The sequence below is a fragment of the Paenibacillus sp. FSL H7-0350 genome (assembly GCF_038593195.1).
Lineage (GTDB): Bacteria > Bacillota > Bacilli > Paenibacillales > Paenibacillaceae > Paenibacillus_AQ.
The window spans coordinates 3944571-3970111 of sequence record NZ_CP151972.1 but is presented as its reverse complement, the minus strand read 5'-3'; the positions used below and the strand labels follow the sequence as shown (position 1 = coordinate 3970111).

Genomic DNA, 25541 nt, shown 5'->3' with positions numbered 1-25541 from the left:
CAGGCCAAATGAGTAAATCAAACGGCACCGTCCTTTAAAAGGACGGCGCAGCCGTTTCTAATTGGTTAAATACACGCTGTATCAGAGGAAGTGTTGCATAATGGGCAGGATTTTTAAATCGGCAATTCACATGAGAATGGCGCTATTCGTCTCGCTCCGCGCTATTTCAGCAGCTTCCGCGCCAGCTTGACCTTGCTGCCGTAAGGCGGGTAGACAATGCCGAGGTCAAACCGGGTGCCCCGCTTAACAATGCTTTTGTGATGGGAGAAGAGGTCGAAGCTGTATTTGCCGTGGTAGCCGCCGATCCCGGAGTTCCCGACACCGCCGAACGGCAGCCGGGTACTGGCTACATGGGAGATGGTATCGTTAATGCAGCCGCCGCCGAAGGATACCCCGGTCATCACTTGCTGCTCCACCTGCTTATCGCGGGTGAACAGATAGAGAGCGAGCGGCTTCGGACGGGCGTTGATGCTCTGGATGGCCTCCTCCAGCCGTGTATACTCCATAATTGGCAGCACAGGCCCGAAGATCTCGTCCTCCATGGAAGCGTCACTCCAATCCGCCGGATAGATCAGAGACGGCTCGATATACAGCTCCTCAGGGATCACTGTCCCGCCCAAAATCAGCTTATCGCGGTCCCGTTCCAGCATCTCTCCGATCCGCCGCAGCTGGCGTTCATTCACGATCCGCCCATAGTCTGTGTTGTGCCGGATGTCGGTGCCATAGAAATCGGTGACGCAGCGCTTCATCCGCTCAATCAGCTCCGCTGCCACCTCGCTGTGGACCAGCAGATAATCAGGCGCAATACAGGTCTGCCCCACATTGATCAGCTTCCCCCAGACAATCCGTTTCGCGGCGGTCTCCAGGTCAGCGCTCCGGTCTACGATTACCGGGCTTTTGCCGCCCAGCTCAAGGGTGACGGGCACCAGGTTCTTCGCCGCCGCTTCCATGACAATTCTGCCTACAGGCACACTCCCGGTGAAAAAAATATAATCGAACGCCGCATGAATCAGCAGATTCGTCGTCTCCTTCTCGCCCTGTACTACCCGGATATAAGCGGGATCAAAGGTCTCCCGGATCATATTCTCGATAACAGCGGAGGTAGCGGGTGTACTCTCGGAGGGCTTCAGTACGGCGCAGTTCCCGGCAGCAATGGCGCCGATTAGCGGCTCGATGAGCAGCTGGAACGGGTAGTTGAACGGCCCGATAATTAGCGCCGTTCCGTAAGGCTCGGCTATGATTCTGCTCCGCGCCGGGAACAGGTGCAGCGGTGAGCCTACCTTCACCGGCTTCATCCAGCGCCGCAGGTGCTTCATCATATAGCCGATGCTGTCCAGCGTGAATCCGATTTCTGTGGCATAAGCTTCGAACTCGCTTTTATGCAGATCCTGGTTCAGTGCAGCAATAATCCGGGCTTCATTGCGCGAGATAGCCTCCTTCAGCTTCTGAAGCTGCTCCAGCCGGAAGCCGGGGGTTCTCGTGACTCCGCTGGCAAACCATTGCCTGTGCTTAGTCAGCAGCTGGTCGATCTGTTGTGCAGTGGACGGTGGCATGCTTGTATCCTCCTCGGTCATTTGCGGTTCCTATAGATTGCCTGCCGAAGAAGGCAGAGTCTGGATGTAATCATGCATCCGGCTCCGGTTCAGCAGGGTGATTTCATTGCCCTTGAATTCGATCCAGCCCTGGTCGCGCAGGAACCCCAGCTCCCGCGACAAGGAGGGGCGGGCGGTGTTCATATGCTCGGCCCATTCCTTCCGGCTGAAGGGAAGCTTCAAGGTATCGGATTCCTGCTGCTCTCCCTGCTCCAGCAGGAAGTCTACGATACGGCGGCGCAGCGGCCCGGCGGACAGGTTCTCAATCTTCCTGTTCACGAGCACCAGCCGCTCGGACAGATTCTCGATGAAGCGGGTGAGGATATCGGTGTCGGCTGCGAATAATCTCAGCAGCTCCTGCTTGCTGATGAACATCACCTTGCAGGGGCCAGTGGCTGTGACGGTGGCGGGCACGGTGTTATTCCTGCGGAACAATACGGCTTCGCCGATGGTCTGCCCCTCCTTCAGATGCGCGATGGTCACACTGCTGCCGGTGGGGTGTGTCTTCTGTACCTCGATGCGGCCGGAGAGCAGAATCCCAAGCCGTTCCGCCGGATCACCCTCTGCCAGAATAATCGCATTCTTATGGTAGGAGCTGACAGAGTAGACCAGCGTATACAGTAACTGTTCGATCTCATCTGCGGATTTTCCGCGAAATAGCAGGCAGGCTTGCAGCGAAGCAGGCTCCGGTCTCATACTTTTCCTCCCGATGAGTTGTGATTGGTAACATTCGTTACCGATTGATAGACGAAAGTCTACTACAATTATTGGTAACTGTAAAGGCGAGGCACAGAGCGATTCCATTAATGATAAGGAGTGATTCAGGTAATGAGCGAAATGTTTTGTTTCCAGTGTCAGGAGGCAGCTAAGGGGACCGGTTGTACGATTCAGGGGGTATGCGGCAAGACCAGTGAGGTAGCAAATCTGCAGGATCTACTGGTGTATACACTCAAGGGCATTGCCATTTTCGCGCGCAGCGGGCGTGAGCTGGGGATTACCGATCCGGTGACGGAGAAATTTATCATAGAGAGCTTGTTCGCTACGATTACCAATGCCAACTTCGTGCCGGAATACTTCACTGCGAAGATCCGGGAAGGATTGGCCCTGCGGGATCTGTGGCGCAGCAGAGTGGCTGATGCCGGAGTAATGGCCTATTTGTCGGAGCATGACGCGGCGAACTGGAATGCGGTGACGGATGAAGAGCTGATGGACAAGGCGAGAGCGGTGGGTGTGCTTGCTACGGAGCATGAGGATATCCGCTCCTTGCGCGAGCTGCTGACCTATGGTCTGAAGGGAATGGCTGCTTACATGGAGCATGCTGCGGTACTGGGCTTCTACGAAGCTGGGGCACATGCTTTTATGGAAAAAGGCTTGGCAGCTGCGCTGGATAATAATCTGGACGGCGGTGAGCTGACGGCTCTGGTGCTGGAGTGCGGCAAGTTCGGCGTGGATGTGATGGCGCTGCTTGACCGTGCCAACACCGCAGCCTACGGTAATCCGGAGATCACCAAAGTCAATATTGGAGTAGGCACGAACCCTGGTATTCTGATCAGCGGTCATGATCTCAAGGACATGGAGGCGCTGCTGAAGCAGACCGAGGGTACCGGAGTGGATGTGTATACGCATAGTGAGATGCTGCCGGCCCACTACTATCCGGCCTTTAAGAAATATAGCCACTTCGTAGGCAACTACGGCAATGCATGGTGGAAGCAGAATGAGGAGTTTGCCAGCTTCAATGGTCCGATTCTGATGACCACGAACTGCATCGTACCGCCGAAGGACAGCTACAAAGACCGGCTGTACACGACAGGCAACACCGGTTATCCGGGCATTCAACATATCGCGGCAGGCGCGGACGGAGAGAAGGATTTCTCAGCTCTGATCGAGCAGGCCAAGAGCTGCAGTGCTCCGGTAGAGATTGAGACAGGCGAGATTATCGGCGGCTTCGCCCATGCGGCTGTAATGAACGTGGCAGATCAGGTGGTTGGAGCAGTAGAGAGCGGCGCCATCAAGCAATTCTTCGTCATGGCTGGCTGCGACGGACGGATGAAGAGCCGGAATTATTACACCGACTTCGCAGCAGAGCTGCCTAGTGACACGGTGATCCTGACCGCAGGTTGTGCCAAATACAAATATAACAAGCTGGCGCTTGGCGATATCGGCGGAATTCCGCGCGTACTTGATGCCGGCCAGTGCAATGACTCCTATTCTCTTGTGGTTATAGCACTTAAGCTGAAGGAAGTCTTCGGTCTTGCGGATATTAACGATCTTCCGATCTCCTATAACATTGCCTGGTATGAGCAAAAAGCGGTGATCGTACTGCTGGCGCTGCTGCATCTGGGCGTGAAGAACATTCATCTGGGCCCTACGCTTCCGGCCTTCCTGTCGCCTAACGTAGCTAAGGTTCTGGTAGATACCTTCGGCATCGGCGGTATTACTACCGTACAGGAAGACATGGAGCGGTTCATCGCTGCGGTATAATACACATTCTTCATGAGCCAAAATACACAAAAGCGAGTCTCCGTCTACGGGAGCTCGCTTTGTGTGTTTATAGATATGAACGTCACTGTCACCGTCACCGCTTACGGCAGCCGGTAGACCGCAAACGGCTCGCCGGTGCGGAAGGCGGCGCTGGCCAGGTCAAGCTGCTTAAGTATCCCCGCATCCGGCGAAGCAGAAAGACTCTGCAGATTATACTGTACCTGTTCTACTGTAGTCGCTCCGACAATCACCGTGGAGACCGCGGGCCGGTTCATTAGCCAGGACAGGGATAGAGCCGCAGGTGAGGTGCCCAGCCCCTCCGCAATCGCCTGAACCTGCTCCCCGAGCGAGATGCGCTCCGGGGTAAGGAAGCGGAGAAAGTTCGGATCGGTCTCTGCTCTGGAGCCGGCAGGGGCTTTGCTGCTGCCGGAATATTTGCCGGTAAGGATACCGCCCGCCAGAGGGAAGTATGGGATGATGCCCAGACCCTGATCCAGGCAGAGCGGAAGCAGCTCGGCTTCGGGCGTACGGTCAGCCAGCGAATAGCTGCACTGGATAGAGATGTATTTCGCCCAGTTACGGGCTTCGCTGATCCCAAGCGCCTTCATCAGCTCCCAGGCGGCATAATTGGAGGCTCCGATATACCGCACCTTGCCTGCGGAGATCAAATCATCCAGCGTGCGCAGGGTTTCCTCCAGCGGTGTGTAGGGATCGAAGGTATGGATCTGATACAGATCCACATAGTCGGTCTTCAGCCGGCGCAGGCTGCCTTCCAGCTCCTGCATCAGATGATGGCGCGAAGAGCCGCTGCCGCCGGGTCCCTCATGCTTCGGCAATCCGGCTTTGGTCGCCAGCACTGTGTTATGGCGTCTGCCTTCAAGCGCAAGGCCGATGATCCGCTCCGATTCAGAGCCGGCATAGATATTGGCGGTATCGATGAAATTAATGCCCTGATCCATAGCGGTGTGCAGAATGCGGACCGAGGTCTCCAGATCTGCCCGTTTGCCGAATGAATTGGTTCCAAGACCCAGGGCGGATACCTGCAGGCCGCTATTGCCCAGACGGTTATATCGCATGCGCTCACTTCTCCTTATCTAGTAGTAGTCTTAGCAGGAATCACGCACAAGCAGCTTGCCGCAGGACTCCAGGCGGCTGTCCTGCGACCGGGCAAGGTTAATCACCGCATGCTCCTCTTGGAGCAGCTCAATCTCCTCGCCCAGCTTAAGCAGCAGCCTGGAGAAGCGGCTTAGGACACTGTCTGTAATGTACCCGGTGTATTGTCCCGGATGGGCGAATACCTCAAGCATCTGCCGGAGCGGGTCCGTGCCGAAGCCGAACTCTCCGTTCATACGGCTTAGGGCAGCCTGGAAATCGCGGATCAGGCTGTCGAGATGGCTGTATTTATCCTCCAGCAGCAGCATAACCACCAGGCCGTAATTCACGGATTGCTGTCGGGATTCCACATTCTTGGCCAGCTGGCGCGCTGCCTCAAGCAGTCCGTCCGTCTCTGTCCGCAGCAGGCTTGCTAAGCTGTGCAAACGATGCTGCTGTACCCCGGCATATCCGGCGTACAGGCCGCTGCCGGTAACCTGGCCGCTAACATAAATGCTGCCGGTGGCTATAATTGTAGATTGGCGTATATCGCCATAGACGTACACATTCCCCAGGGCTTCGATCCTTACAGATCCATCCAGATCACCCGGTACAATGATGTCGCCTGCGAACATAACGTCACCGCCAGGGTCCATCATCTCCCTGGTCAGCAGACAGACTGGAGGGAAGTCACAGATTCGGACGCTGCTGTTTCCTCCGCAGATACGGGGTCTGCCTGTGTGCTTGGCTACGATATTACCACAGGGAAGGAGTTTGGCATGATTACCGGCAGCAAAGTAGATATCCTGCGGCGGGGGAGGGGGCAGGACCCTTCCGTCTGTGTCGAGGCCGGGAATGCCTTCTTCTGGCGGCAGTTTGCGGGCGAAGACTTCACCTGCAAAGGTAAAGGGGGCTCCCGGGAAACGGAGATACTCCATGGTATCCGCAGGCTTCTGAGCCCGGCTTCCCTGTCTATGAAGCATCCCGTTCCCCACCAGTGTATGCTCCGGCAGCTGCAATTCCAGCCGGGCTTCCTTGCCGGGCAGCGGGGCTCTTCCTTCAGCGATGCATACGGGAAGATATGTAGGGTTCTCCAGCTCCGCGTACAGGGCGGGAATATTCAGGTTGCGCAAAATAAAACGGTTGTCCAGTGAGGCGATAATCTGATCTATGGTAAGCGTGGACAGCAGCATTGCCGGGTTGGGCTGGGCACGGACGACCGCCTCGAAGGCGGCGGGGCAGTTGACCAGGTTCCAGGCGTACTTCTCTGCACGGTATAAAGTGAAATGGACCTTGAGCTTGTCAGGCGATACGGTAATTTCATACTGCGGCTTCTCGCAGATCTCCCAGGTAATATAATCTGCCTTGGTCACCTCGGTTGGCGCTGTAACGGTCTTCCAGTTGATCTTCAGGACAACAGGGTGGATCGCAGAAATGCGGGCGGGAGTGCCTCCGGGGAGCGGGGGAGTAATGAATATCTGGTTGTCCTGCACGAGGATAATTCCATTCTTATCCCCAGTTGTCCCGTCAGAAGCCCGGCCCTCCACAGAGAATGAATCCAGGAGACCTTTACGTTCGTGCATCAGGGACTCTACGAATTCATATCGGCTTGGTTCGATATCCTGCTGCGGCATGGTTGTAACCTCACTTTTTCGTATGATCAATGGCAATTCGTACAGAGAAAGAACATCATCAAGCCCGGGAGACTTCCCGTAAACAGTTGGCTTAAGTGGTCTCTATTGGCAGCCTGGCGACCGTAAACGCAGATTCCGGCGTTCTTAGGCCCATGGCTTTGCGTCCTGCCCTTTCGGGAAGTTTGCCTTTAGAAATAGATCAATGAGATACATCCTGTAGAGGCGATGAATTGTGATCGACTGTAATCGACAAAAAGAGTCATAAATAGTTCTTGTGCGGCATTAACTTCTGCAAACAAGCTTAATTCTAGTACTTAAAGAGCTATTTTTCAACTATATTATGCCTATTTATCAAAAAACTTAAAATATGCAGCTCTATTTCGACAAAAAAACTGGTTTCCCAGCGCTTACAGCTTATGGAAGTCATGAGAACTGGAAAAAGGGGGACGGTCTTCTTCGCCCGGCAGGTGGAAAAAGCAAAAAGCAGCGGAGGGGCATATGTTCACCGCAGCGAGGAGCAGGCTTTAAGTTCTAATCTTAAATGCGTCTTATATAGCAGTTGGATTTTGTCCACTTGCTGTTGGATGAATGCCGCCTATGGGAACAGCAGATGGATAAACAACACATATTTTGCCCACTTTTAACGGATTCCAGAGAATTCGGCGGATTAGATGTACTTTATCCAACTGCTTCAATTAAAGCGTATAATTCGGCTGAATCAAGTGTCATTTTTCCAACTGCTATAACTTTACGTGCTGCCACCCAAGCCACTTTACCCGCAAGCATCCTATCCCACCGAAAAGTTATGGCAACACAAAAAAAAGGACCCTCCCAAGCTTATAGCTTGTGGAAGAGTCCTTTTTGTATGAATTGGATGGCGCGTGCAGGGTGTGTCTTGACATGCTGTGGTGCGGTGGAAAGCGCGGCGTAATCGGCGCGTTCGATCTCTTCAAGAATCCGGTTCAGGTGGGAGAACACCGCACCGAGATCACGGAAGGCTGCGAGCGGGCACTGATCCTGCAGCTGCGAGAACCAGGCGAGCTGCACGTCGCGGGCTCTTCTCAGACTCCCCTGGAGTGAACGTCCGCTGCATTCGGCATCTGATAGCGTCCGTGTGCCGTACAGGGCGATGCAGTCTGCCGTTGCGGTTACAACCTCCAGCATCCAATCAGCGGCGGCATAATGGGCCGGCAGCAGAGCGATTTCTTCGCTTATGGCTTTGACATAGGAGTGAACCTTGATGAGATGGGTGGTCGACTGTGTCAGCTTGCCAATGTCCTTACGGCACTGGTAATGAGACAGTGTGTAATGCATCTCCTTCTGCAGCCGGTCGCTCTTCTTCAGAAGCTCGCCGGAGCGCTCAAGAGCAGCCTTGGCTTGCGCTGCATCCCGGCCGCTTGCAGCGAATCCGGTTAAGGCATCGGATAAGGTCAGGCTGCCTTTCAGTGCCAGGTCCTTGACCTTGACGAAGCTCTTGGGCGGCACGATAATCATATTAATGATGAGGGCAATCAGCACGCCGATCAGCGTCTCGGCGACTCTCCAGACGATATATTGGTCATGATAGAAGGTGAGTGCAAGCACCGAGGTGACACCGATCTGAGAGACGGCCTGGATATTGATCCGGCAGGCTGTAGCCACCCCAATGCCAATCAGCAGCATCAGCAGAATCGACAGCGCGCCCACATCGAAGAACTTGCCTACGATCAGGCTGACGATGCCGCCAAGGACCACGCCGGTCATGCGGTAGACGCCTTTTTCAAGGGAGGCCTTGACGCTGCTCTGGGTAATCAGAATCGCCGCCAGCGGTGCGAAGTACAGGTAATGGTCCCCGTAGATAATGTGCACGGCCAGCCACGAGAGCGAAGCGGCGAGCGTAATCCGTATCATATATAAGGATAATCCGAACTTTTCAAGGCGCTCTTGTAAGCCCTCGTTCATGTTTGTCATCTTCTTTCATGTAAATAGGAAAAATTTTATGGTTTTCATTCGTTTTCATTATAGCACCTCAAAACAGGCCGGAGGCGGGCAAGATTTTACGAACTTGTTAAGTTTTTGTGCGTGATTTCACAATGTAAGCTATCGCATATATTGCAGGATTCCTTTATGCTATATATTGAAGTCTGCCAGACCAAGGCAGGAATTGTCGCTTATCCGTGCTGAGCATGCCGCTGCCGGATTGTCTCCCGCAAGAAGCGGGTAAAATAGGTTGTACTACATAAGTAAGGGAGGTTGTTAGCTATAGCTACCCCGGAAGGCACTATTATTTCTTTTGACCAGGTGATTAAGCAATACGACGACGAAGAGGCTGTACTCAAAGGCGTGAGCTTCGAAATTGAACGCGGTAAATTCTACACGCTGCTGGGCCCTTCGGGCTGCGGAAAAACGACCATTCTGCGTCTAATCGCCGGCTTCGCGGAGCCGACTGAAGGTTCGATCTATCTTAACGGCAAAAAAATCAACCACATTCCCGCCAATGAGCGGCAGGTCAATACGGTATTTCAGGACTATGCGCTGTTTCCGCATCTGAACGTATTCGAGAATGTGGCGTTTGGACTGCGCATCAAGAAGCTGAAGAAGGATGTCATTCAGCAAAAGGTGCAGGAAGCGCTGCGCTTCGTCAACCTGGTCGGCTATGATCAGCGGGCCATTAATGAAATGTCCGGCGGGCAGAGGCAGCGTGTCGCCATTGCGCGCGCCATTGTCAATGAACCGCAGGTACTGCTGCTGGACGAGCCGTTATCTGCGCTTGATCTGAAGCTGCGTACCGAGATGCAGTATATTCTGCGGGAGATGCAGCAGCGGCTGGGAATCACCTTCATCTTCGTTACCCATGACCAGGAAGAGGCGCTGGCGATGTCCGACTGGATCTTCGTCATGAACGGCGGCAAGATTGAGCAGAGCGGCACGCCTAATGATATCTACGATGAACCGATTAACCGGTTCGTGGCGGACTTCATCGGAGAGTCGAACATCGTGCCGGGTGTGATGATTGAGGACTATGTGGTGGAGTGGGGCGGCCACCGGTTCGAATGTGTCGATGCCGGTCTGAAGCCGAATGAAGCGGTGGAGGTTGTGATCCGCCCTGAGGATCTGGAGATTGTCACCCTGGAAGCGGGCAAGCTGAAGGTGCGTGTGGATTCCCAGCTGTTCCGCGGGGTTCACTACGAGATCAGCTGCTACGACGGCTCGGGCCATGAATGGCTTGTCCATTCTACCCGTAAGGCGGAGGTTGGCTCCGAGATCGGGCTGTATTTCGACCCTGAAGCGATCCATGTTATGCGTTTCGGTGAAACGGAGGAAGAGTTCGACAAGCGTCTGGAGGCTTACGCCGAGGTGGAGAGCCATGATGAGTAAGGGGAAGTCGTATTATCTCATCCCGTACTATCTGTGGATCGCACTGTTTGTCATTGCGCCGGTGCTGCTGGTGGTCTACTATTCCCTGTTCGATCTGGAGGGGAAGCTGACGCTGAATAACTACGTCAATTTCTTCACACCGGTCTATATGAGAATGATGCTGAATTCATTCTGGTACGCTTTTCTGATCACGGTGTTCTCGCTCCTGGTGGCGTATCCGGCGGCTTATCTGCTAACGCGAACGAAGCACAAGCAGCTGTGGCTGCTGCTGATTATTCTGCCGACCTGGATCAACCTGCTGCTCAAAACATACGCCTTCATCGGGATCTTCGGCACCTTCGGCCCGGTCAATAACTTCTTTGATCTGGTGGGTCTGGGCGAACAGCAGATTCTGTTCACAGGCTTCAGCTTCGTGTTTGTGTCGGTCTATATTTTCATTCCATTCATGATTCTGCCGATCTTCAGTGCTCTGGATGAGATGAATCTGTCGCTGGTGGATGCCGCGCGCGATCTGGGCGCATCGGGATGGACAACGTTCCGGCGGGTGGTTTTTCCGCTGACGATCTCGGGTGTACGCTCCGGCTGTATGGCGGTGTTCATTCCGGCGCTGTCGCTGTTCATGATTACGCGTCTGATTGCCGGGAACCGGGTGATTACGCTCGGCACCGCGATTGAGCAGCACTTCCTGGTTACACAGGACTGGGGAATGGGCTCGACCGTTGCGGTGTTCCTGATCGCGATTATGGCGCTGTTCATGATTCTGACCGGCGGCTCGCGGAAGGGGGTGCGCGGATGAAGAACAGACGCAGGGTTAAGAACAAGAACGGCATCGCCAATATCTATCTGGTGCTGGTCTTCCTGGTGCTGTACGCGCCTATCTTCTATCTGATGTACTACTCGTTCAACAGCGGCGGCACGATGCACAAGTTCGAAGGCTTCACGCTGGATTATTACCGTGAAGTGGTTGCTGATACCCGGCTGATGATTATTGTGATTAACACATTGGTCATTGCCCTCCTGTCATCGGCTATTGCGACCATAATAGCGGTGATCGGTGCGCTGGCGATTCATCATGTCCGCAGCCGCCGGGCCAAAAACACGCTGCTCTCGCTGAACAATGTGCTGATTGTCAGCCCGGATGTCATTATCGGAGCCTCCTTCCTGATCCTGTTCACGATTGTCGGGATCAAGCTGGGCTTCACCTCCGTGTTGCTCTCGCATGTGGCGTTCAGTATTCCGATTGCGGTCATTATGATCCTGCCGCATTTGCAGGAGATGAGCCCGACCTTAACGGATGCCGCCCGCGATCTGGGGGCTACGCGCCGGGATGTGCTCACGAAGGTCATTCTGCCGATCATCAAGCCGGGAATCTTCAGCGGATTCTTCATGGCCCTGACCTATTCCCTGGATGATTTCGCAGTTACCTTCTTCGTCACGGGCAATGGCTATTCCACCCTGTCGGTGGAAATCTATTCCCGGGCCCGGCAAGGGGTGTCGCTGTCGATTAACGCGCTGTCGACGCTGATTTTCCTCTTCACGATTCTGCTGGTCATCGGTTATTACTACCTGAACCAGCGTAAGAGCCGCCCGCCGGTACAGATTGCCGAGCCGGTGGCCGAAGCGGGGGTGCCTAGATGAAGCAGCTAGTCAATACGTTCCTGGCGATTCTGATCGTTGCCTTCGGACTGATGTTCCTGGCCTCCCGGCTGAACTCAGCCCAGGGCTATTCGGGCGGCAACACGTTGACCATCTATAACTGGGGCGACTATGTGGACCCCGATCTGCTGAAGCAGTTCCAGGAGGAGACCGGGATTACGGTCATCTACCAGACATTCGATTCCAATGAAGCGATGCTGACCAAGGTCGAGCAGGGCGGCACGATCTTCGATGTCGTCATCCCGTCTGACTATGCGATCGCCAAGATGCGGGAAGAGAATCTGCTGCTGCCGCTGGATCACAGCAAGCTGCCGAATCTCGCTAACATCGATTCCAAGTTCATGAATCTGTCCTTCGATCCCGGTAACAAGTATTCGGTTCCTTATTTCTGGGGGACGGTGGGGATCATCTTCAACCCCGACATGACGAAGGGGATTGATTTCAGCAGCTGGGATTCCCTGTGGGACAAGCGGCTGAAGAATAATATCTTCCTCGTGGACGGAGCCCGTGAGGTCATGGGTATGGCACTGAATAGCCTGCACTACTCTGTCAACGACACGAAGGAGGAGCATTTGCAGGAGGCGCTCGCCAAGCTGAACAAGCTGTCTCCGAATGTGAAGGCCATTGTGGGTGACGAGGTCAAAATGCTGCTCGCCAACGAAGAAGCGGCGGTCGGCATTGTCTGGTCCGGCGACGCTTCGGAGATTATGGATGATAACGACAAGCTGGACTTCGTCGTGCCGGAGGAAGGCTCGAACAAATGGTTCGACAACATGGTCATTCCGCGCACAGCAGGTAATGTCGAGGGCGCGCATAAGTTCATCAACTTCATGCTGCGGCCGGATGTGGCGGCCCAGAATACGGAATACGTCGGCTATTCCACGCCGAACGTGCCTGCGCTGAAGCTGCTGCCGGAGGACATCTCCGGCGACGAGCGCTTCTACCCGCCCGCCGAGCTCACTGACCGGCTGGAGGTCTACGACAACCTCGGTAAGCGGATGCTTGCCCACTATAATGAGCTGTTCCTGATGTTTAAGATGAATAAGAAGTAGCTGGCGGAACGCCAGAAGTGTAACGAGGCCCCCTGCATGCGCGTAATTGCGTAGGCGAGGGGCTTTTGCTTGCCAGGGGGTAAGGAAGGGGAGGTGTGGGGATGATTTGAATGAATCAGATGGAGGAATTCAAGGAGAGTGGGGGGGCGGGGAGTTGCATGGGGGATAAGGGCGGGGCTATGGCTGCTGATAGTTCAATAGAGGCTAAGAACGGGTGCTGCTGATGCTTGTGGAGTAATTAGTGTTGGTGGAGTCGGGTGATAGTGCAGCGGAAGCAAGAAATAGATGGATTTTGTCCACCTACTGATAAGAATTACGTGGTTGTGGCGGAGAGAGTTGGAAAAACAGCACCTAAGTTTCCTCAGTTCGCCTCATGGCGGCAAAACCAAGAGTAGCAGATGCTGTTTTTCCACTTGTTGTCGGGTATTGCTCAGGAATCGGGAAATTAAGATACGATTTTCCAATTATTTGCCGCAGATCAATTGAAATATTCCAGTACTCCGTGGTTCAGCTCATACCGGGCGATGCGTTCCTGCTGGTCGGTGGCAACCGGGAGAAGCCAGCCTTTGTCAGAGAGACTGCGCAACGTCCGGACGGCGGTCCTGTAATCGATGGAGAAATGCTGCTTCACATCCTGCGGACGGATGGGCCGGGCCAGATGAAGAGTTAGCCGGATTACCTCTTGCTCCAGTAGCCGTATACGTGATACCGGAGCTTCGGCAGGCTGATATTTGCCCAGGACCATCCGCAGCAACGTCATGCAGAGCTCGGGACGCTGTTCAACATCATCGTATGCGAAGGAAATCACATGATAGCCCATAGCATAGAGGAAGGTCTCCCGGTTCAGTTCGCCGCAGTATTTGTTGCGGTCCATATCGCGGACATGCGTTGCAAATCCCTTGATCTCTATCAGGAGCTTCATATATCCGGGCAGCCAAGCAAAGTCAGCGAAATAAGATCGTCCCCGCCAATCCAGCACCTCGTACTCCGGATGAAGTTCGGTAAATTGCCGCCGCAAAGGCCACCATATATTCTTCAGGAACAGCACCTCGGCATGCCGATGCCCCCTTTCCAAGCGTGCTTTTCGTTCCCCCTCAGGTCTGCTATTCAAGTGTCCGCTGATAAACTGTTCATGCGCTTCTTCAAAAGTCATGCTCCTCATCCTCTCCGGAAAATAGAAAAACGCCCCGGCTTCCCCACAAAGGGCAACCGGGACGTTCTTCGTCTCGCTGATTTTAAGTATAGGGTAAATGTTGGGGAAAACTAGAATGCTGTTGCTTTTGAATTTCGTGCTGTTCTAATTAAAAGTTTGTATTTCTCCATTTCTTCTTCTCCTGCTGTATACCTGTATTGTTCAAATAGATCCACACAAGTAATGGCTATACTCTCGTTGTTGATTTTAGCGGAGGATTCCAGGTTTCGCAGTACATTCGTAAACTTCTCATAATACTTATTGTGGAGGTAATAGGCTGCTAATTCAGCAAGAAAGCGAGTATGCTTGTCTGCCATAACTTGCTGGTTATATTCACCAAATTCAGAATTATACGTTCGGTAAGGGATGTAACTAGAGAAGCGCTCAAGAATATGGTCTACATTCCAATTATACCGATTTGCAGATTTAACAATGTTATACATTGCCGTGAATATCTCGTCTGGCTGGGTAGATATAAATTCCACATAATCATTCAATACCTCTAATTGCCCATCGAGTAAACGATACAAATAGATATTTGCTCTACCCCACTCTTTGAATTGGGCTAATATCCGCTTTGCTTCGTCATTAGTTTCTTGTATCCAACTCACATCTGTATAGAGGCTTACACGCTCTATCGCAGACTTATAGTCTCCATACTCCATACAGACACTTGATAGAAAGAGATGGGAGCGGAGAATATATAAATACAGCGGACTTGAAGGCAATCTTTCATTGTCCGGTTTACGTTTTGACCGGAGCTGGAGATTGTAACGGAGCGTAGCCAATTGGAGCATTTTCTCAGCAAGCTCGTTCACCTTGGACCACTTCTGCAGAGAGTAGTAGACATCCAGCAGGTCTTTCAATCCGTCCAGCTGATCCGCCTCATTCAGCCGGTCGATGAAGCACTCGAACAGGATGGCTACCCGCAGATTACTGCTCTGGTCATCACCAAGACCAATCCGGAACAAGCGGTATTGACATACGGCCAGCCGTTCGGAATTCTGATATTTCTCACTGGTGCTCACATTCTCGTACAATAATGCTGCTGCGTGCCACAATCCCTGCTCGAACAGCCCTTCTGCAACCTCAAATAGCATAGGGGCATAGACCAGATTCTCCAGCAGGTTCAGAACGACCTGTTCAACACAGTCGAGACGGCCGAGTGCCGCTGAACGCATAAGAAACGGCCGCAAGCGCCGCCAGGTGGGAACCGAATGGTGAAAGCACTCGTCCACATATAAGCTATAGAAGTAGTCCTCCTGCAGGCCCATGCCCCGGGTAATGCGTTCCAGATGATTCATGGCAATCGGCTGACGGTCTTTAATGACACGGCTGAGTGTACCGGAATTAATTCCTGAAGAGATGGCAAACTGATTAATGGACAGGCCCTGATTAGACAAATATGCGGTTACCTGATCGCGAATCGTGGTTGTGGACTTCATACGAACACCACCTGACCTAATCCCAGTAATTAGATTTTTAATTTATTGGTGTAATAATATGTGATAAAATTCCAATGGTCAATAGACCGGATTAGTAGATACAGTGAACAAATGAAAGAGCAAGCTGAGGCCATATCCCGGGTTAAGTCTGCTGTAACGTTGAAATGCCCCGGTTCCCTTATTAGGATGACTGGGGCGTGCTTGATTCAGCTTGTACTATTAGAATGGAGCTTGGGTGCTAACGGGGATGTTACTTCACTCCGGTCCGCATACGGTAGCTAATCGGTACCTGCAAGGTCCGGCCCTGGAAGAATGCCTCTACCTCAGCCGAGAATTCGGCAATATCCTGCTCAAGTGAGGCTGGACTGAGCTTCAGGAGGGACTGAATACCACCCTGGCTGAGGGCCAGCCCGACATAGCGCTGAGCATCGCATGATTCTGTATTGTGAAAAACAATTTCGCGCGCGTACGTAAACCTTCCGCAGGCTTTGATCCGGCCCAGATGACCTTCCTTGTCCCATTTATTGGCCTGATCGGCACCGGTCTGAAGCTCCGCAAGCAGGGCGTCCGAAGCCGCGATCAGCCGGTTGTAACGGGCTTCAATAGCGGGCTGCAGTACCAAGGGCCAGTCACAGTCATAAGCTGCGAAGACTCCGCCTGGCCGCAGACAACGGGCGATCTCCTCAAGGGTGCTGTCCGGGTCCATCCAATGGAACGACTGCGAGCAGGTAATGATGTCCACGCTCTCCGTATCGAAAGGAAGCTGGTTAGAGTAGCCCTGCACAAAAGACAGGTTCTCTGCTCCTTGATCCAGGAGATGCAGCTTATCCTGAGCTTTGCTGAGCATATCCGGGTTAGGCTCCACTCCGGTTACTGCATCGGCAGCATCCTTCCACAGAAAGGTGGACAAGCCGGTACCGCAGCCAATATCTGCAACATGGGCAGGACGGCGGCCCAGATAACTGGTGAGCAGTTCAATAACCATTGGCGGGGCTTCCGGCCGGTAACGGTCGTAGTCATTCTGGTACCCTAGAAAACGGTCGATATTAGCCTTGCTGTTGCCTGAAGGAATCATGGGAATAGCCTCCTCACGGGATGGATTATCTCCTTACTTCATTAACGCAGAAGCGAAGGATCGACAGCAGGTACAAGCCCTTCGGCAGCGGCCCGGGTCAATAATGCAGAGATGGCTGCGTAGCCGTCTTCGCCCAGATTCATTGTGAATTCGTTGACATAGAGATCAATATGCGACTTGGCCACTTCCGGAGATAGCTCCTGGGCATGGCTTAGCACGTATTCCTGGCAGTCGAGAGGATGGTCCCAGGCATACTGTAGTGAGCTGCGAATCCAGCCGGTAATGGCTTCATGGTCCAGATCGCGGCGGGCAATAATCGCACCTAGCGGAATGGGCAGGCCGGTCTCGCTCTCCCACCAGCTGCCGAGGTCAGTCAGCAGATTGAGATTGTAGGACGGGTAAGTGAAGCGGGCTTCGTGGATGACGAGTCCTGCATCGATCTCTCCCTTTTGCACGGCAGGCATGATCTCATCAAAAGGCATAACGATGATCTCGGCCGGACCGTCCTGTACCTGCTGCGCTACCCATAGCCGGAACAGCAGGTATGCCGTAGAGCGTTCGCTCGGTACAGCAATTCTGCGGCCGGACAGCTCGCGCGGATGCTTGATGGCGCCTGCGCCTTTGCGCGTCAGTACGAGCGGTCCGCAGCCCCGTCCCAGTGCACCACCGCAAGGGAGTAGCTTGTATTTGTCCAGCACCCAGGGGAGTGCGGCGTAGGAGATTTTGAGTACCTCAGGCCCGATGCCGTCTGCGGCAAGCCCGTTCGTAATATCGATATCGGCAAAAGTCACATCGAGCCGGGGAGCGTCAGGCACAAGGCCATGCGCCCAGGCATGAAAGACAAAGGTATCGTTCGGACAAGGGGAATAAGCAATATGAAGCTCTTGAGTCATTACAGCACCTCCCGTAAAATAGCCGCCGCCGCTGCCAGAGCGTCCAGCGCTTCATTGATCTTCCACGCGGCCCGGTCGCGCGGGCCGACCGGGTTCGAGATCGCGCGCAGCTCCAGCGCCGCGATCCCCAAAGCCTGGGCGGCCACGGCGACCCCGTGGCCTTCCATCGCCTCCGCCGCCGCCTCCGGGTGGCGCGCGGCAAGAGCCGCGGCCGTCCCGGCGGTGCCGGTCGCGGTCGATACGGTAAGCACGGTCCCCGTGCTTACCGTGAGGCCGGCCGCTGCCAGCGCGGCCGCAAGGGCCTGCACCGCAGCGCCCGGTGCAGGCACGGACACGCTGCCGAAGCCCAGCTCGGCAGCGCTGCGGAAGCCCTCCGGCGTCTCTGCGCCGAGGGCCGCGTCAAGCATCTCGCTGGCGACGACCAGCGAGCCTACGGGTGCCCGGCCCGGGAAGCCGCCGCCGATCCCGGCGCTGACGACGCAGCCGTACGAGCCGGCTGCCAGGGCGGCGGCGGTGCCCGCCGCTGCTGCCGCGGTGCCGGCGCCCGCCGCGATGACGTCGAAGCGGCGGCTGCCGTGCAGGCCGCGCAGGACCGCCTCGCGCTCAGCCGCGACTGCCGTCACGATCAGCACGCGCGGCCCGGGGGCTTCTTCCGCCGCAGTAATGCGCGCGGCGGCCCCGGAATGATGATGATCCTTCGATTGCATAATCAGCCTCCTTCTATAAATATTATTTATATTCCTCAGTTCATACTCACCTTTTGAAAGTGTACGCCGTTTTGGAGGGCAGGTCAAATGAGCAAGACGGTTATGGGAAGCTAAGGATGAGGGCTGAATTTAGAGGATCGCAAGGTATCTAATTCTAATCTTAATTATCGTTTTTTCGGGAATGAGTGTTAAAATAAAGGATAAAAGGAAAAAAATATACCCGGAAGAGTCTGGGAGTCCGGCAAAATAGCCGAATGATGATGATTAGGGAAGCGATAAGGATGTGGTTAATTGGAGCATATACTTATTGTTGAGGATGAGAAAGAGATAAATAGTCTGCTTCGCCAGTTTTTGACGGAACACGGCTATTTGACTACTTCAGCTTACAATGGGTTAGAGGCTTTGCAGTTCATTCAAAGGGGCTGTTATGATCTAGTCCTCCTAGACCTGATGCTGCCCTATAAGAGCGGCGATCAGTTGCTAAATGAATTGCGGGAATATTCTGCAGTTCCGGTGATCATAATCTCAGCCAAGGACACGATCCAAACCAAGATTGAGCTCCTGCGGATTGGCGCGGATGATTATATCACCAAACCTTTTGATCTTGATGAGACCCTTGCGCGAATAGAAAGTAATCTAAGGCGTAATCGAATGAACCAGGATTCTGTAGGCACCAGAAGTTTAGCTTATCAGGACATCCAACTCAATGAGATGAATCATATTGTAGAGGTTGCGGGTCATGAGCTTGCGCTTACGGCCAAAGAATACGGTATTCTTGAACTGCTTATGAGGCATCCAGAGAAAATATATTCTAAATCCAATTTATTTCAGAGTATCTGGAATGAAGAGTACATGAGTGAAGATAACACGCTGAATGTTCATATTAGCAATATACGCAATAAGCTGAAGGCAGTAAGTCCGGATAAACATTACATAGAAACGGTTTGGGGAATAGGATACCGCTTGTATAAACTTGACTAGCCCAAGATCGGATAAAGTATATAAGCTCGTTTTGAGGATACCGTTTGCTTATGGCGCAAGCGGCTCTTCCTGTTGTGTGCAAAGCCCTGCAGGAACATAAACTTTATAAATTCTTTAAAAGTGGCCCAGGCAGAATTAAGAATTTCTTTAAGGTTACCGCTTAATGTAGTCAGTAAGGTTATGTAATTCAGCGTAACTGTAGATAAGGAGCGTGGCAGACATGAGTGACATCATCCTTATGACCAAAAATCTCACCAAGAAATATAATCATACTTTGGCCTTGGATAATATTAATCTAACCATTGAAAGGGGAAAGATTTACGGCTTCATCGGGCAGAATGGCGCGGGAAAAACAACGCTGATCCGTCTTATTGTAGGGTTGTCCTTTCCTACGAGCGGTGAGCTGCACCTGTTCGGTAAGACAGGGAAGCAGGCCTTGCAGGAACAGCGCAAACGGATCGGCTGTATGGTTGAAACGCCTGCCTTGTATCCTAACATGACTGCGGTGCAGAACCTGGAGGTTCAACGGCTTCAGCGGGGGATACCCGATCCGCAGGTCATCAGAGAGACACTGGAGCTGGTGGGTCTGGAGGATCATCTTACTGGAAGGAAGGCAGTACGTAATTTTTCGCTCGGAATGCGCCAGCGGCTGGGTATTGCGATTGCTTTGCTGCATGATCCCGAGTTGCTTATTCTGGATGAACCTATTAATGGGCTTGACCCGATGGGCATAGCTGAAATGCGGATCTTGCTGAAACGCCTAAATGAGGAACGCGGGACAACGATATTGATATCCAGCCATATTCTCAACGAACTGTATCAGACAGTGTCGCAGTACATCCTCATTAATCAAGGCGCTCTGATTGAGGAATTAACGCAGAGTCAGCTAAATGAGAAATGCAAACGCCATATTGCCCTTCAGACTAATCATGTAGAGAATGCCCTGCATGCTCTGGAAAGCCGGATGAATATCAAAGATTATCAGGTTATGCCTGATGGCACCATTAAGCTATATGATCACTTAGATGACATGGAGGGGATTTCGGCCACTTTAATGAAAGAAGGGGTGCTGATCACAGGAATGACAATCGCCGGGGATACGCTGGAAGGGTACTTCCTGGAGCGTATTGGAGGAGAAAAGCATGTATTGTCTCATTAAGGCGGAGCTTTATAAGCTGGTGCATGACAAGAGTTTTTTCATCCTGTCTGCCCTGTCTGTAATGCTTGGCAGCTTCCTTATGCTGGATCAGGGGCAGCTTACGGGATATGACAGTGTCTCGGCATCCTTATATAACGCACCTATATTAATGCTGTTCACTTGTGTATTTGGAGCACTCTACCTTGGCAAGGACTTCGCTGACCATACTCTGTACCACATGATTTGCGCAGGACATTCACGTAATCATGTTTTCTTTAGCAAGGCCATCCTGTTTATCGTGGGGTCCAACATCATTTTGCTATTGCAGCCCATTCTTTCTATTGCGTATAACACCGGAAGTCACGGATGGGGTGGTCATTCTTTCGGGTCTGATTCTAGCAAAGTAATTGCCTTATTCTTTACCACAGCAGTATTGAATTCAGCGATGTGCGGAATTTCGCTGCTGATGGCCTTCATCTGTAGAGACATCGGTAAAACCTTATCGATTCCAGCATTGATTTATTTTCTGAACATCTTCCTGCTTAATGGTCCGAACGCTAAGACGATTGCACACTTTATTCCATTGGGGCAGCTGAGATTATTAATTGAGGACTCTTCATCCATAGGTGCGGCGTTGCTGGTCGGAATCATTTTTTTGATGTGTTTCTGCTTGGCGGCAGTTAGAATCTTCAATCGTTCAGAATTATATTAAAGGGGAGGATGCCATGAATAATCTATTGCAAATGGAATGGTACCGCATGAAATGCAACCGTTTTTTTACCGGCAGTGCACTGCTTAGTATCCTTTACGGGCTTCTTGCCAGCAAGAGCTATATTGCTGATCTGACAACACACAAAGATACTATAGGCATATTTTATGCAATGGTTTACGATTCAACGGTCTGGCTGGTGTTATTCTCGGCAATCGTGGCTTTGCTGATGGGCCAGGACTTTTCGAACCGCACGATTCATCTGGAGGTCGTAGCGGGTCATTCGCGAATGGCAATATTCTTCAGTAAATGTTTTATCTACTTGGCTGTATTCAACCTTTTGATGCTGCTGGGGCCGGTAGTGGGGAGCATAAGAATGTCCTTTCAATTGGGCTGGGGGAGCTCATGGAATCATGATATTTTGTATATCCTCAGAGTAATTCTGTTGTCGGTGCTACTGAATAGTGCAGTGTTCTCAGTCTGTATCTTTCTTGCCTTTTTATTCAAGGACTCTGCCAAAACAGTATCTGTATCAATAGTTGTTCTTTTTATCAGTGCAATGATTATTGCCTATGCCGGGCCGCTTGGCTGGTATGAATTTGTGCCGTGGCTGAGGTTCCTGCCTATGAATCAGGTCAGAGCCTCCTTAGCCTACTCGCTCTCTACGGTTCAGGTGTCTGAGATCATACTTTCAGGAGGATTATTTCTGCTGTTGTTCATCGCACTTTCATTTCAGCGGTTCAATACTTCTGAACTTAAATAAAAATGGGAAAAGAGGCGCTACAATCAATGATATATATTGCTGTTCTGCTCTCGGTAATACTTGGGGCACTTATGTTCCGCCTCTTTTCACTGAAAAGGCAAATTCGCAATATTACAAAACAGATGGTTGAACTGTCTTCGGGAACAGTTGAAAAGAAACTGAATATATCTTTGATCGATAAGGATTTGAATTCACTTACTGCGGAGATCAATAAGAATCTGACGAAGCAGCGTGAGCTCCGCATTCAGATGATACGCAGCGGCAATCACTTGAAAGAATCCGTAGCTAATATCTCCCATGATCTGCGCACACCCTTAACATCAATGATCGGCTACCTTCAGCTGCTGAGCAAAGGGGCGGTGAATCCAGAGCAACGTGAGCAAATAGGAATAGTCTTCCGCAAAGCTGCTCATCTGCAGACTTTAATCAAATTATTCTATGAACTGGCTGTGCTGGATTCTGAAGAGATTCAGCCGAAACTCAAGAATATAAATTACTCGAATCTGATTATGGATAGCGTGGTGGAGAATGCTGCTATGTTCGAGGGACGGAACCTGCATCCTGAAATTAGTCTCCCGGAGGATACTGTATTTGTCTGGGCAGATGAGGATATGCTGCGGCGTATTTTGCAGAACCTGCTGGATAACGCAGCTAAGTATGCCACTGGTGATCTCAAGATCACCCTGATGAAGGGTAGCGCAACAGAATTAATAATAACCAATAGGATCTCAAGCCCGAATGAAGTGAATCTGGAAAGACTGTTCGACCGCTTCTATACATCGGATATATCCCGAAGTGCAGGGAGCACCGGACTGGGATTGGCAATTGTCAAAATTCTGATTGATAAACTAGGCGGAACGATCAATGCTGAATTACTGGAAGATCACCTGCAGATCACAATTGTGTTGTGAAGCGCGATAAAGAAGCTCAATTTGTTTCTCCAGAAGCAAATTAGTGTGTAGAACCACTTGACAGACTGCTCCCCATAACGTATATTTATCTTAACTTAAAGATAATTAACTTAAAGACAAACACAGCCGGACAGGAGGTGCAGGATATGAGCAGCAAAAACAAGACAGCAGGAACAGAAGCAGACACTACTCAGGAACAGGAGCAGGCAGCGTCGCTGAAGTTGTTCGTCGTTCTGTCGAAGGCGTATAAGAGCCTGATGGATCAGGCGGTGAAGGATATGAAGAGTCACGGGCTGGCATCGGCGGAGTTCATGGTGCTGGAGGTGCTGTATCATAGAAATCGGATTCCACTTCAGCAGATTGGTGAGAAGATTCTGGTCACCAGCGGCAGCATTACCTACAATATCGACAAGCTGGAGAAGCGGGGACTGCTGAAGCGCGTTCCTTGCGAGGATGACCGCCGGGTTACGTATGCCGAGATTACAGAGGCGGGGCGTGAGCTGTTCGACAATATTTTTCCGCAGCATATTCATTCTATTCATAACCTGATGGGCGGACTGGACAGCGGAGAGAAGGCTCAGGCGACACTGCTGCTGAAGAAGCTGGGCAAGGGCGTATAGAAGTGAGTGCGTCGCAGCCCAGCGGCGGTAAGGTTGTCTGCTTATTAGTACGCTGAACTAATGAGAGAATAATAGCTCAATAAATTTTTTTAGCCAATATCTTAATGTTAAGATAATTAAAACCAAGAGAATGGAGAGTGTTTAAAATGGTTAGTGTAGGTTTATTGTTGATGAGATTGGTAATTGGTGTAGCGTTCATCGGGCATGGTGCACAGAAGCTGTTCGGCTGGTTCGGCGGATATGGGCCTAAGGGAACAGGCGGCTGGATGGAGTCGATTGGCATTAAGCCCGGCGTGCGTATGGCGGTGCTGGCAGGTCTGATGGAGCTGGCCGGAGGCTTGCTGTTCACTCTGGGTCTGCTGACTCCGGTGGCTGCGGTACTGATTGCGGCAACGATGCTCGGTGCTATTGTGAAGGTGCATGCTCCTAACGGATTCTGGTCCACGGCGAACGGGATTGAGTTTCCATTGACGGTACTGGTAGTCGCTGTAGGTATAGCGCTGACAGGCGCGGGTTCGATTTCGCTGGACGCAATATTCTTCAACTAAAATAAAAATAAGCGTATCATCATCATCATAACTATCAGGAGGGTTCACTCATGACTATGCATACTGCAGGGATTCACCATGTTACCGCTTTTGTTGGAGACGCACAGCGTAATGCTGATTTCTATGCCGGAATTCTGGGCCTGCGGCTCGTCAAAAAAACCATCAATTTCGACGCCCCCGAGGTCTACCACCTCTACTTCGGCAATGAGCAGGGTGCACCGGGTACGATCATCACCTTCTTCCCATGGGCTCATGGACGTAAAGGCAGAATCGGCGGCGGCCAGGTCGGTGTGACCACTTATGCTGTACCTGCCGGCTCTTTCGGATTCTGGGAGCAGCGGCTGGCCGCTTACCAGATCCCTGTGACTAAGGTTACCCGGATTGGGGAGTCGTATCTCTCCTTCGCGGATTATGACGGACTGCGAATTGAGCTGGTGGAGCGTGAAGAGGGTGCGCTGAGCACCTGGTCGTTCGGCGGCGTTCCGGTAGAGCATGCGGTAAAAGGCTTCGGAGGTGCTGTCCTCTACAGCACAGCCCCGGAACGCACAGCTGATACACTCTCCCGCACACTGGGGATGGAACGTATTGCTGAAGGGGACGGTTATTTCCGGTATAGAGCGACTGGAGACATCGGCAATATTATTGATCTGAAGGCCACACCGGTTCCGCAGGGCGGCGGCGGTACAGGTACGGTTCACCATATTGCGTGGCGGGCGGCAGACGACAGTGAGCAGCTGGAGTGGGGCCGCCGGGTTCAGAGTCACGGCTACCAGCCGACTCCGGTGCAGGACCGCCAGTACTTCAATGCCATCTACTTCCGGGAAGAAGGCGGAATTCTGTTCGAGATTGCAACCGATCCTCCAGGCTTCGCCCGTGATGAAGCACCTGAGGCGCTGGGGCAGAAGCTGATGCTTCCGGGGTGGTTTGAGCCGCAGCGTGCGGCAATTGAAGACAATTTAAGCCCGTTTGAAATCCGTGAACTGGAGGTGAAGCCGGTATGATTCATGTATTTGAGCAAGGTACAGACGTAACACAGCCAACGTTGGTTTTATTCCATGGTACAGGCGGCAATGAACGTGATTTGCTGCCGCTGGCCGAGCTGCTGGCACCTGGAGCATCTGTGCTCGGTATTCGCGGTAACGTGCTGGAGAATGGCATGCCCCGCTTTTTCCGGCGGCTGGCGGAGGGGATTTTCGATGAGGAGGATTTGATCTTCCGCACCCATGAGGTGAAGCAGTTCCTGGAGGAAGCGGCTGCCAAATATGGCTTCGATGCCGGTAATCTGGTCGCTGTCGGCTATTCCAACGGTGCGAACATCGCGGGCAGCCTGATCTTCCATTACGGAGCCCTCTTCCGGGCCGCAGTGCTGCTGCACCCGATGGTTCCGCTGCGCGGCCTGGCGATTCCTTCGCTGCAGGGTGTTCCGGTCTTTATCGGGGCAGGGACCAATGATCCGATTATCCGCTCCGAGGAGACCCGGGAGCTGGAAGCTCTGTTAAGCGGCGCCGGGGCAGAGGTTACCTCGCACTGGGGCAATCAGGGGCACCGCCTGAGCGCCGCCGAGGCGGAGGCAGCAAGAGATTGGCTGGCCGCTCTGAAGGGTTCAATGAATTAACAACAGCACCACCCGGAATAACCGCCTGCGGGCCTGCCGATCACATAGAGGATTGGCGGCTACGGCAGGCGGTTTTTTGT

At 52.6% G+C, this 25541-nt stretch carries 24 protein-coding genes and 1 riboswitch; of the genes, 14 read left to right on the top strand and 10 right to left on the bottom strand.

Translation table 11 applies throughout. The features are described from left to right. Positions 1-161: 161 nt before the first annotated feature. Together NYE24_RS18085 and NYE24_RS18080 are read right to left on the bottom strand one after the other, a co-directional pair. Positions 162-1574: an aldehyde dehydrogenase gene (locus tag NYE24_RS18085; protein ID WP_342476338.1), complete on the bottom strand. Its 1413-nt coding sequence runs from the start codon at positions 1572-1574 to the stop codon at positions 162-164. Positions 1575-1583: 9 nt separating this feature from the next. After that, on the bottom strand, positions 1584-2288 hold the full coding sequence (locus NYE24_RS18080) for a Crp/Fnr family transcriptional regulator (RefSeq protein WP_076159359.1): 705 nt from the start codon (positions 2286-2288) through the stop codon (positions 1584-1586). Positions 2289-2420: 132 nt separating this feature from the next. Between NYE24_RS18080 and hcp the strand changes: the two genes are divergently transcribed. Then, complete coding sequence (hcp, locus tag NYE24_RS18075) at positions 2421-4073, top strand: hydroxylamine reductase (protein WP_084648829.1); 1653 nt, start codon at positions 2421-2423, stop codon at positions 4071-4073. A 101-nt stretch (positions 4074-4174) separates the two neighbouring features. Here hcp and NYE24_RS18070 read toward each other — a convergent pair whose 3' ends face one another. The 3 genes from NYE24_RS18070 to NYE24_RS18060 all read right to left on the bottom strand — a co-directional run bounded on the left by NYE24_RS18070 (position 4175) and on the right by NYE24_RS18060 (position 8749). Next, on the bottom strand, positions 4175-5149 hold the full coding sequence (locus tag NYE24_RS18070) for an aldo/keto reductase (RefSeq protein WP_342476337.1): 975 nt from the start codon (positions 5147-5149) through the stop codon (positions 4175-4177). A gap of 30 nt (positions 5150-5179) precedes the next feature. Next, positions 5180-6829, bottom strand: a complete 1650-nt coding sequence (locus NYE24_RS18065; protein ID WP_342476336.1) for a flagellar assembly protein A — start codon at positions 6827-6829, stop codon at positions 5180-5182. 74 nt (positions 6830-6903) lie between these two features. Then, a riboswitch (cyclic di-GMP riboswitch) is annotated at positions 6904-6996 on the bottom strand. A gap of 640 nt (positions 6997-7636) precedes the next feature. Next, positions 7637-8749 carry an FUSC family protein gene (locus tag NYE24_RS18060; RefSeq protein ID WP_083678035.1) on the bottom strand — a complete coding sequence of 371 codons (1113 nt, stop codon included), beginning with the start codon at positions 8747-8749 and terminating at the stop codon, positions 7637-7639. A 282-nt stretch (positions 8750-9031) separates the two neighbouring features. On the opposite strand from NYE24_RS18060, the gene NYE24_RS18055 reads away from it, so the two are divergent. The 4 genes from NYE24_RS18055 to NYE24_RS18040 are packed head-to-tail and all read left to right on the top strand — an operon-like array spanning position 9032 to position 12864. Beyond that, positions 9032-10156: an ABC transporter ATP-binding protein gene (locus tag NYE24_RS18055; protein ID WP_179090487.1), complete on the top strand. Its 1125-nt coding sequence runs from the start codon at positions 9032-9034 to the stop codon at positions 10154-10156. Further along, positions 10146-10952, top strand: coding sequence for an ABC transporter permease (locus NYE24_RS18050; protein WP_036692036.1), 807 nt, complete (start codon positions 10146-10148; stop codon positions 10950-10952). Before NYE24_RS18055 ends, NYE24_RS18050 begins: the two co-directional genes overlap by 11 nt. Continuing rightward, complete coding sequence (locus NYE24_RS18045; protein WP_036692038.1) at positions 10949-11794, top strand: ABC transporter permease; 846 nt, start codon at positions 10949-10951, stop codon at positions 11792-11794. Before NYE24_RS18050 ends, NYE24_RS18045 begins: the two co-directional genes overlap by 4 nt. Next, the gene (locus NYE24_RS18040) at positions 11791-12864 is read left to right on the top strand and encodes an ABC transporter substrate-binding protein (RefSeq protein WP_036692040.1); all 1074 of its coding nucleotides are present in this window, start codon (positions 11791-11793) and stop codon (positions 12862-12864) included. The genes NYE24_RS18045 and NYE24_RS18040 overlap by 4 nt, the downstream gene beginning before the upstream one ends. Before the next feature lie 478 nt (positions 12865-13342). Here NYE24_RS18040 and NYE24_RS18035 read toward each other — a convergent pair whose 3' ends face one another. The 5 genes from NYE24_RS18035 to NYE24_RS18015 form a co-directional block, all read right to left on the bottom strand. Beyond that, on the bottom strand, positions 13343-14017 hold the full coding sequence (locus tag NYE24_RS18035) for a hypothetical protein (protein WP_342476335.1): 675 nt from the start codon (positions 14015-14017) through the stop codon (positions 13343-13345). Between the two features lie 110 nt (positions 14018-14127). Further along, the gene (locus NYE24_RS18030; protein WP_342476334.1) at positions 14128-15501 is read right to left on the bottom strand and encodes a helix-turn-helix transcriptional regulator; all 1374 of its coding nucleotides are present in this window, start codon (positions 15499-15501) and stop codon (positions 14128-14130) included. 250 nt (positions 15502-15751) lie between these two features. Next, positions 15752-16576, bottom strand: a complete 825-nt coding sequence (locus NYE24_RS18025) for a class I SAM-dependent methyltransferase (protein WP_036692046.1) — start codon at positions 16574-16576, stop codon at positions 15752-15754. 41 nt (positions 16577-16617) lie between these two features. Next, complete coding sequence (locus NYE24_RS18020) at positions 16618-17469, bottom strand: 1,4-dihydroxy-6-naphthoate synthase (RefSeq protein ID WP_342476333.1); 852 nt, start codon at positions 17467-17469, stop codon at positions 16618-16620. Beyond that, complete coding sequence (locus NYE24_RS18015) at positions 17469-18176, bottom strand: futalosine hydrolase (protein WP_076159340.1); 708 nt, start codon at positions 18174-18176, stop codon at positions 17469-17471. Before NYE24_RS18015 ends, NYE24_RS18020 begins: the two co-directional genes overlap by 1 nt. A gap of 291 nt (positions 18177-18467) precedes the next feature. Here NYE24_RS18015 and NYE24_RS18010 point away from each other — a divergent pair, with 291 nt between their 5' ends. From NYE24_RS18010 to NYE24_RS17970, 9 genes are all read left to right on the top strand, one after another. After that, positions 18468-19157 (top strand): response regulator transcription factor, encoded by a 690-nt coding sequence (locus NYE24_RS18010; protein ID WP_341183495.1) that lies wholly within the window; start codon positions 18468-18470, stop codon positions 19155-19157. A 220-nt stretch (positions 19158-19377) separates the two neighbouring features. Beyond that, positions 19378-20316, top strand: coding sequence for an ATP-binding cassette domain-containing protein (locus NYE24_RS18005; RefSeq protein WP_342476332.1), 939 nt, complete (start codon positions 19378-19380; stop codon positions 20314-20316). Continuing rightward, positions 20300-21007 (top strand): hypothetical protein, encoded by a 708-nt coding sequence (locus tag NYE24_RS18000; RefSeq protein ID WP_342476331.1) that lies wholly within the window; start codon positions 20300-20302, stop codon positions 21005-21007. Before NYE24_RS18005 ends, NYE24_RS18000 begins: the two co-directional genes overlap by 17 nt. A 13-nt stretch (positions 21008-21020) precedes the next feature. After that, positions 21021-21767: an ABC transporter permease gene (locus NYE24_RS17995; protein ID WP_342476330.1), complete on the top strand. Its 747-nt coding sequence runs from the start codon at positions 21021-21023 to the stop codon at positions 21765-21767. Between the two features lie 185 nt (positions 21768-21952). Continuing rightward, the gene (locus NYE24_RS17990) at positions 21953-22678 is read left to right on the top strand and encodes a HAMP domain-containing sensor histidine kinase (protein WP_342476329.1); all 726 of its coding nucleotides are present in this window, start codon (positions 21953-21955) and stop codon (positions 22676-22678) included. Positions 22679-22824: 146 nt separating this feature from the next. Then, a complete protein-coding gene (locus tag NYE24_RS17985) occupies positions 22825-23298 on the top strand; it encodes a MarR family transcriptional regulator (protein ID WP_342476328.1) in 474 nt (157 codons plus the stop codon). Between the two features lie 146 nt (positions 23299-23444). Further along, positions 23445-23846 (top strand): DoxX family protein, encoded by a 402-nt coding sequence (locus NYE24_RS17980; protein ID WP_036692067.1) that lies wholly within the window; start codon positions 23445-23447, stop codon positions 23844-23846. A gap of 50 nt (positions 23847-23896) precedes the next feature. Beyond that, positions 23897-24847 carry a ring-cleaving dioxygenase gene (locus NYE24_RS17975; protein WP_156949551.1) on the top strand — a complete coding sequence of 317 codons (951 nt, stop codon included), beginning with the start codon at positions 23897-23899 and terminating at the stop codon, positions 24845-24847. Beyond that, positions 24844-25461: an alpha/beta hydrolase gene (locus tag NYE24_RS17970; protein ID WP_036692068.1), complete on the top strand. Its 618-nt coding sequence runs from the start codon at positions 24844-24846 to the stop codon at positions 25459-25461. Before NYE24_RS17975 ends, NYE24_RS17970 begins: the two co-directional genes overlap by 4 nt. Positions 25462-25541: the final 80 nt, after the last annotated feature.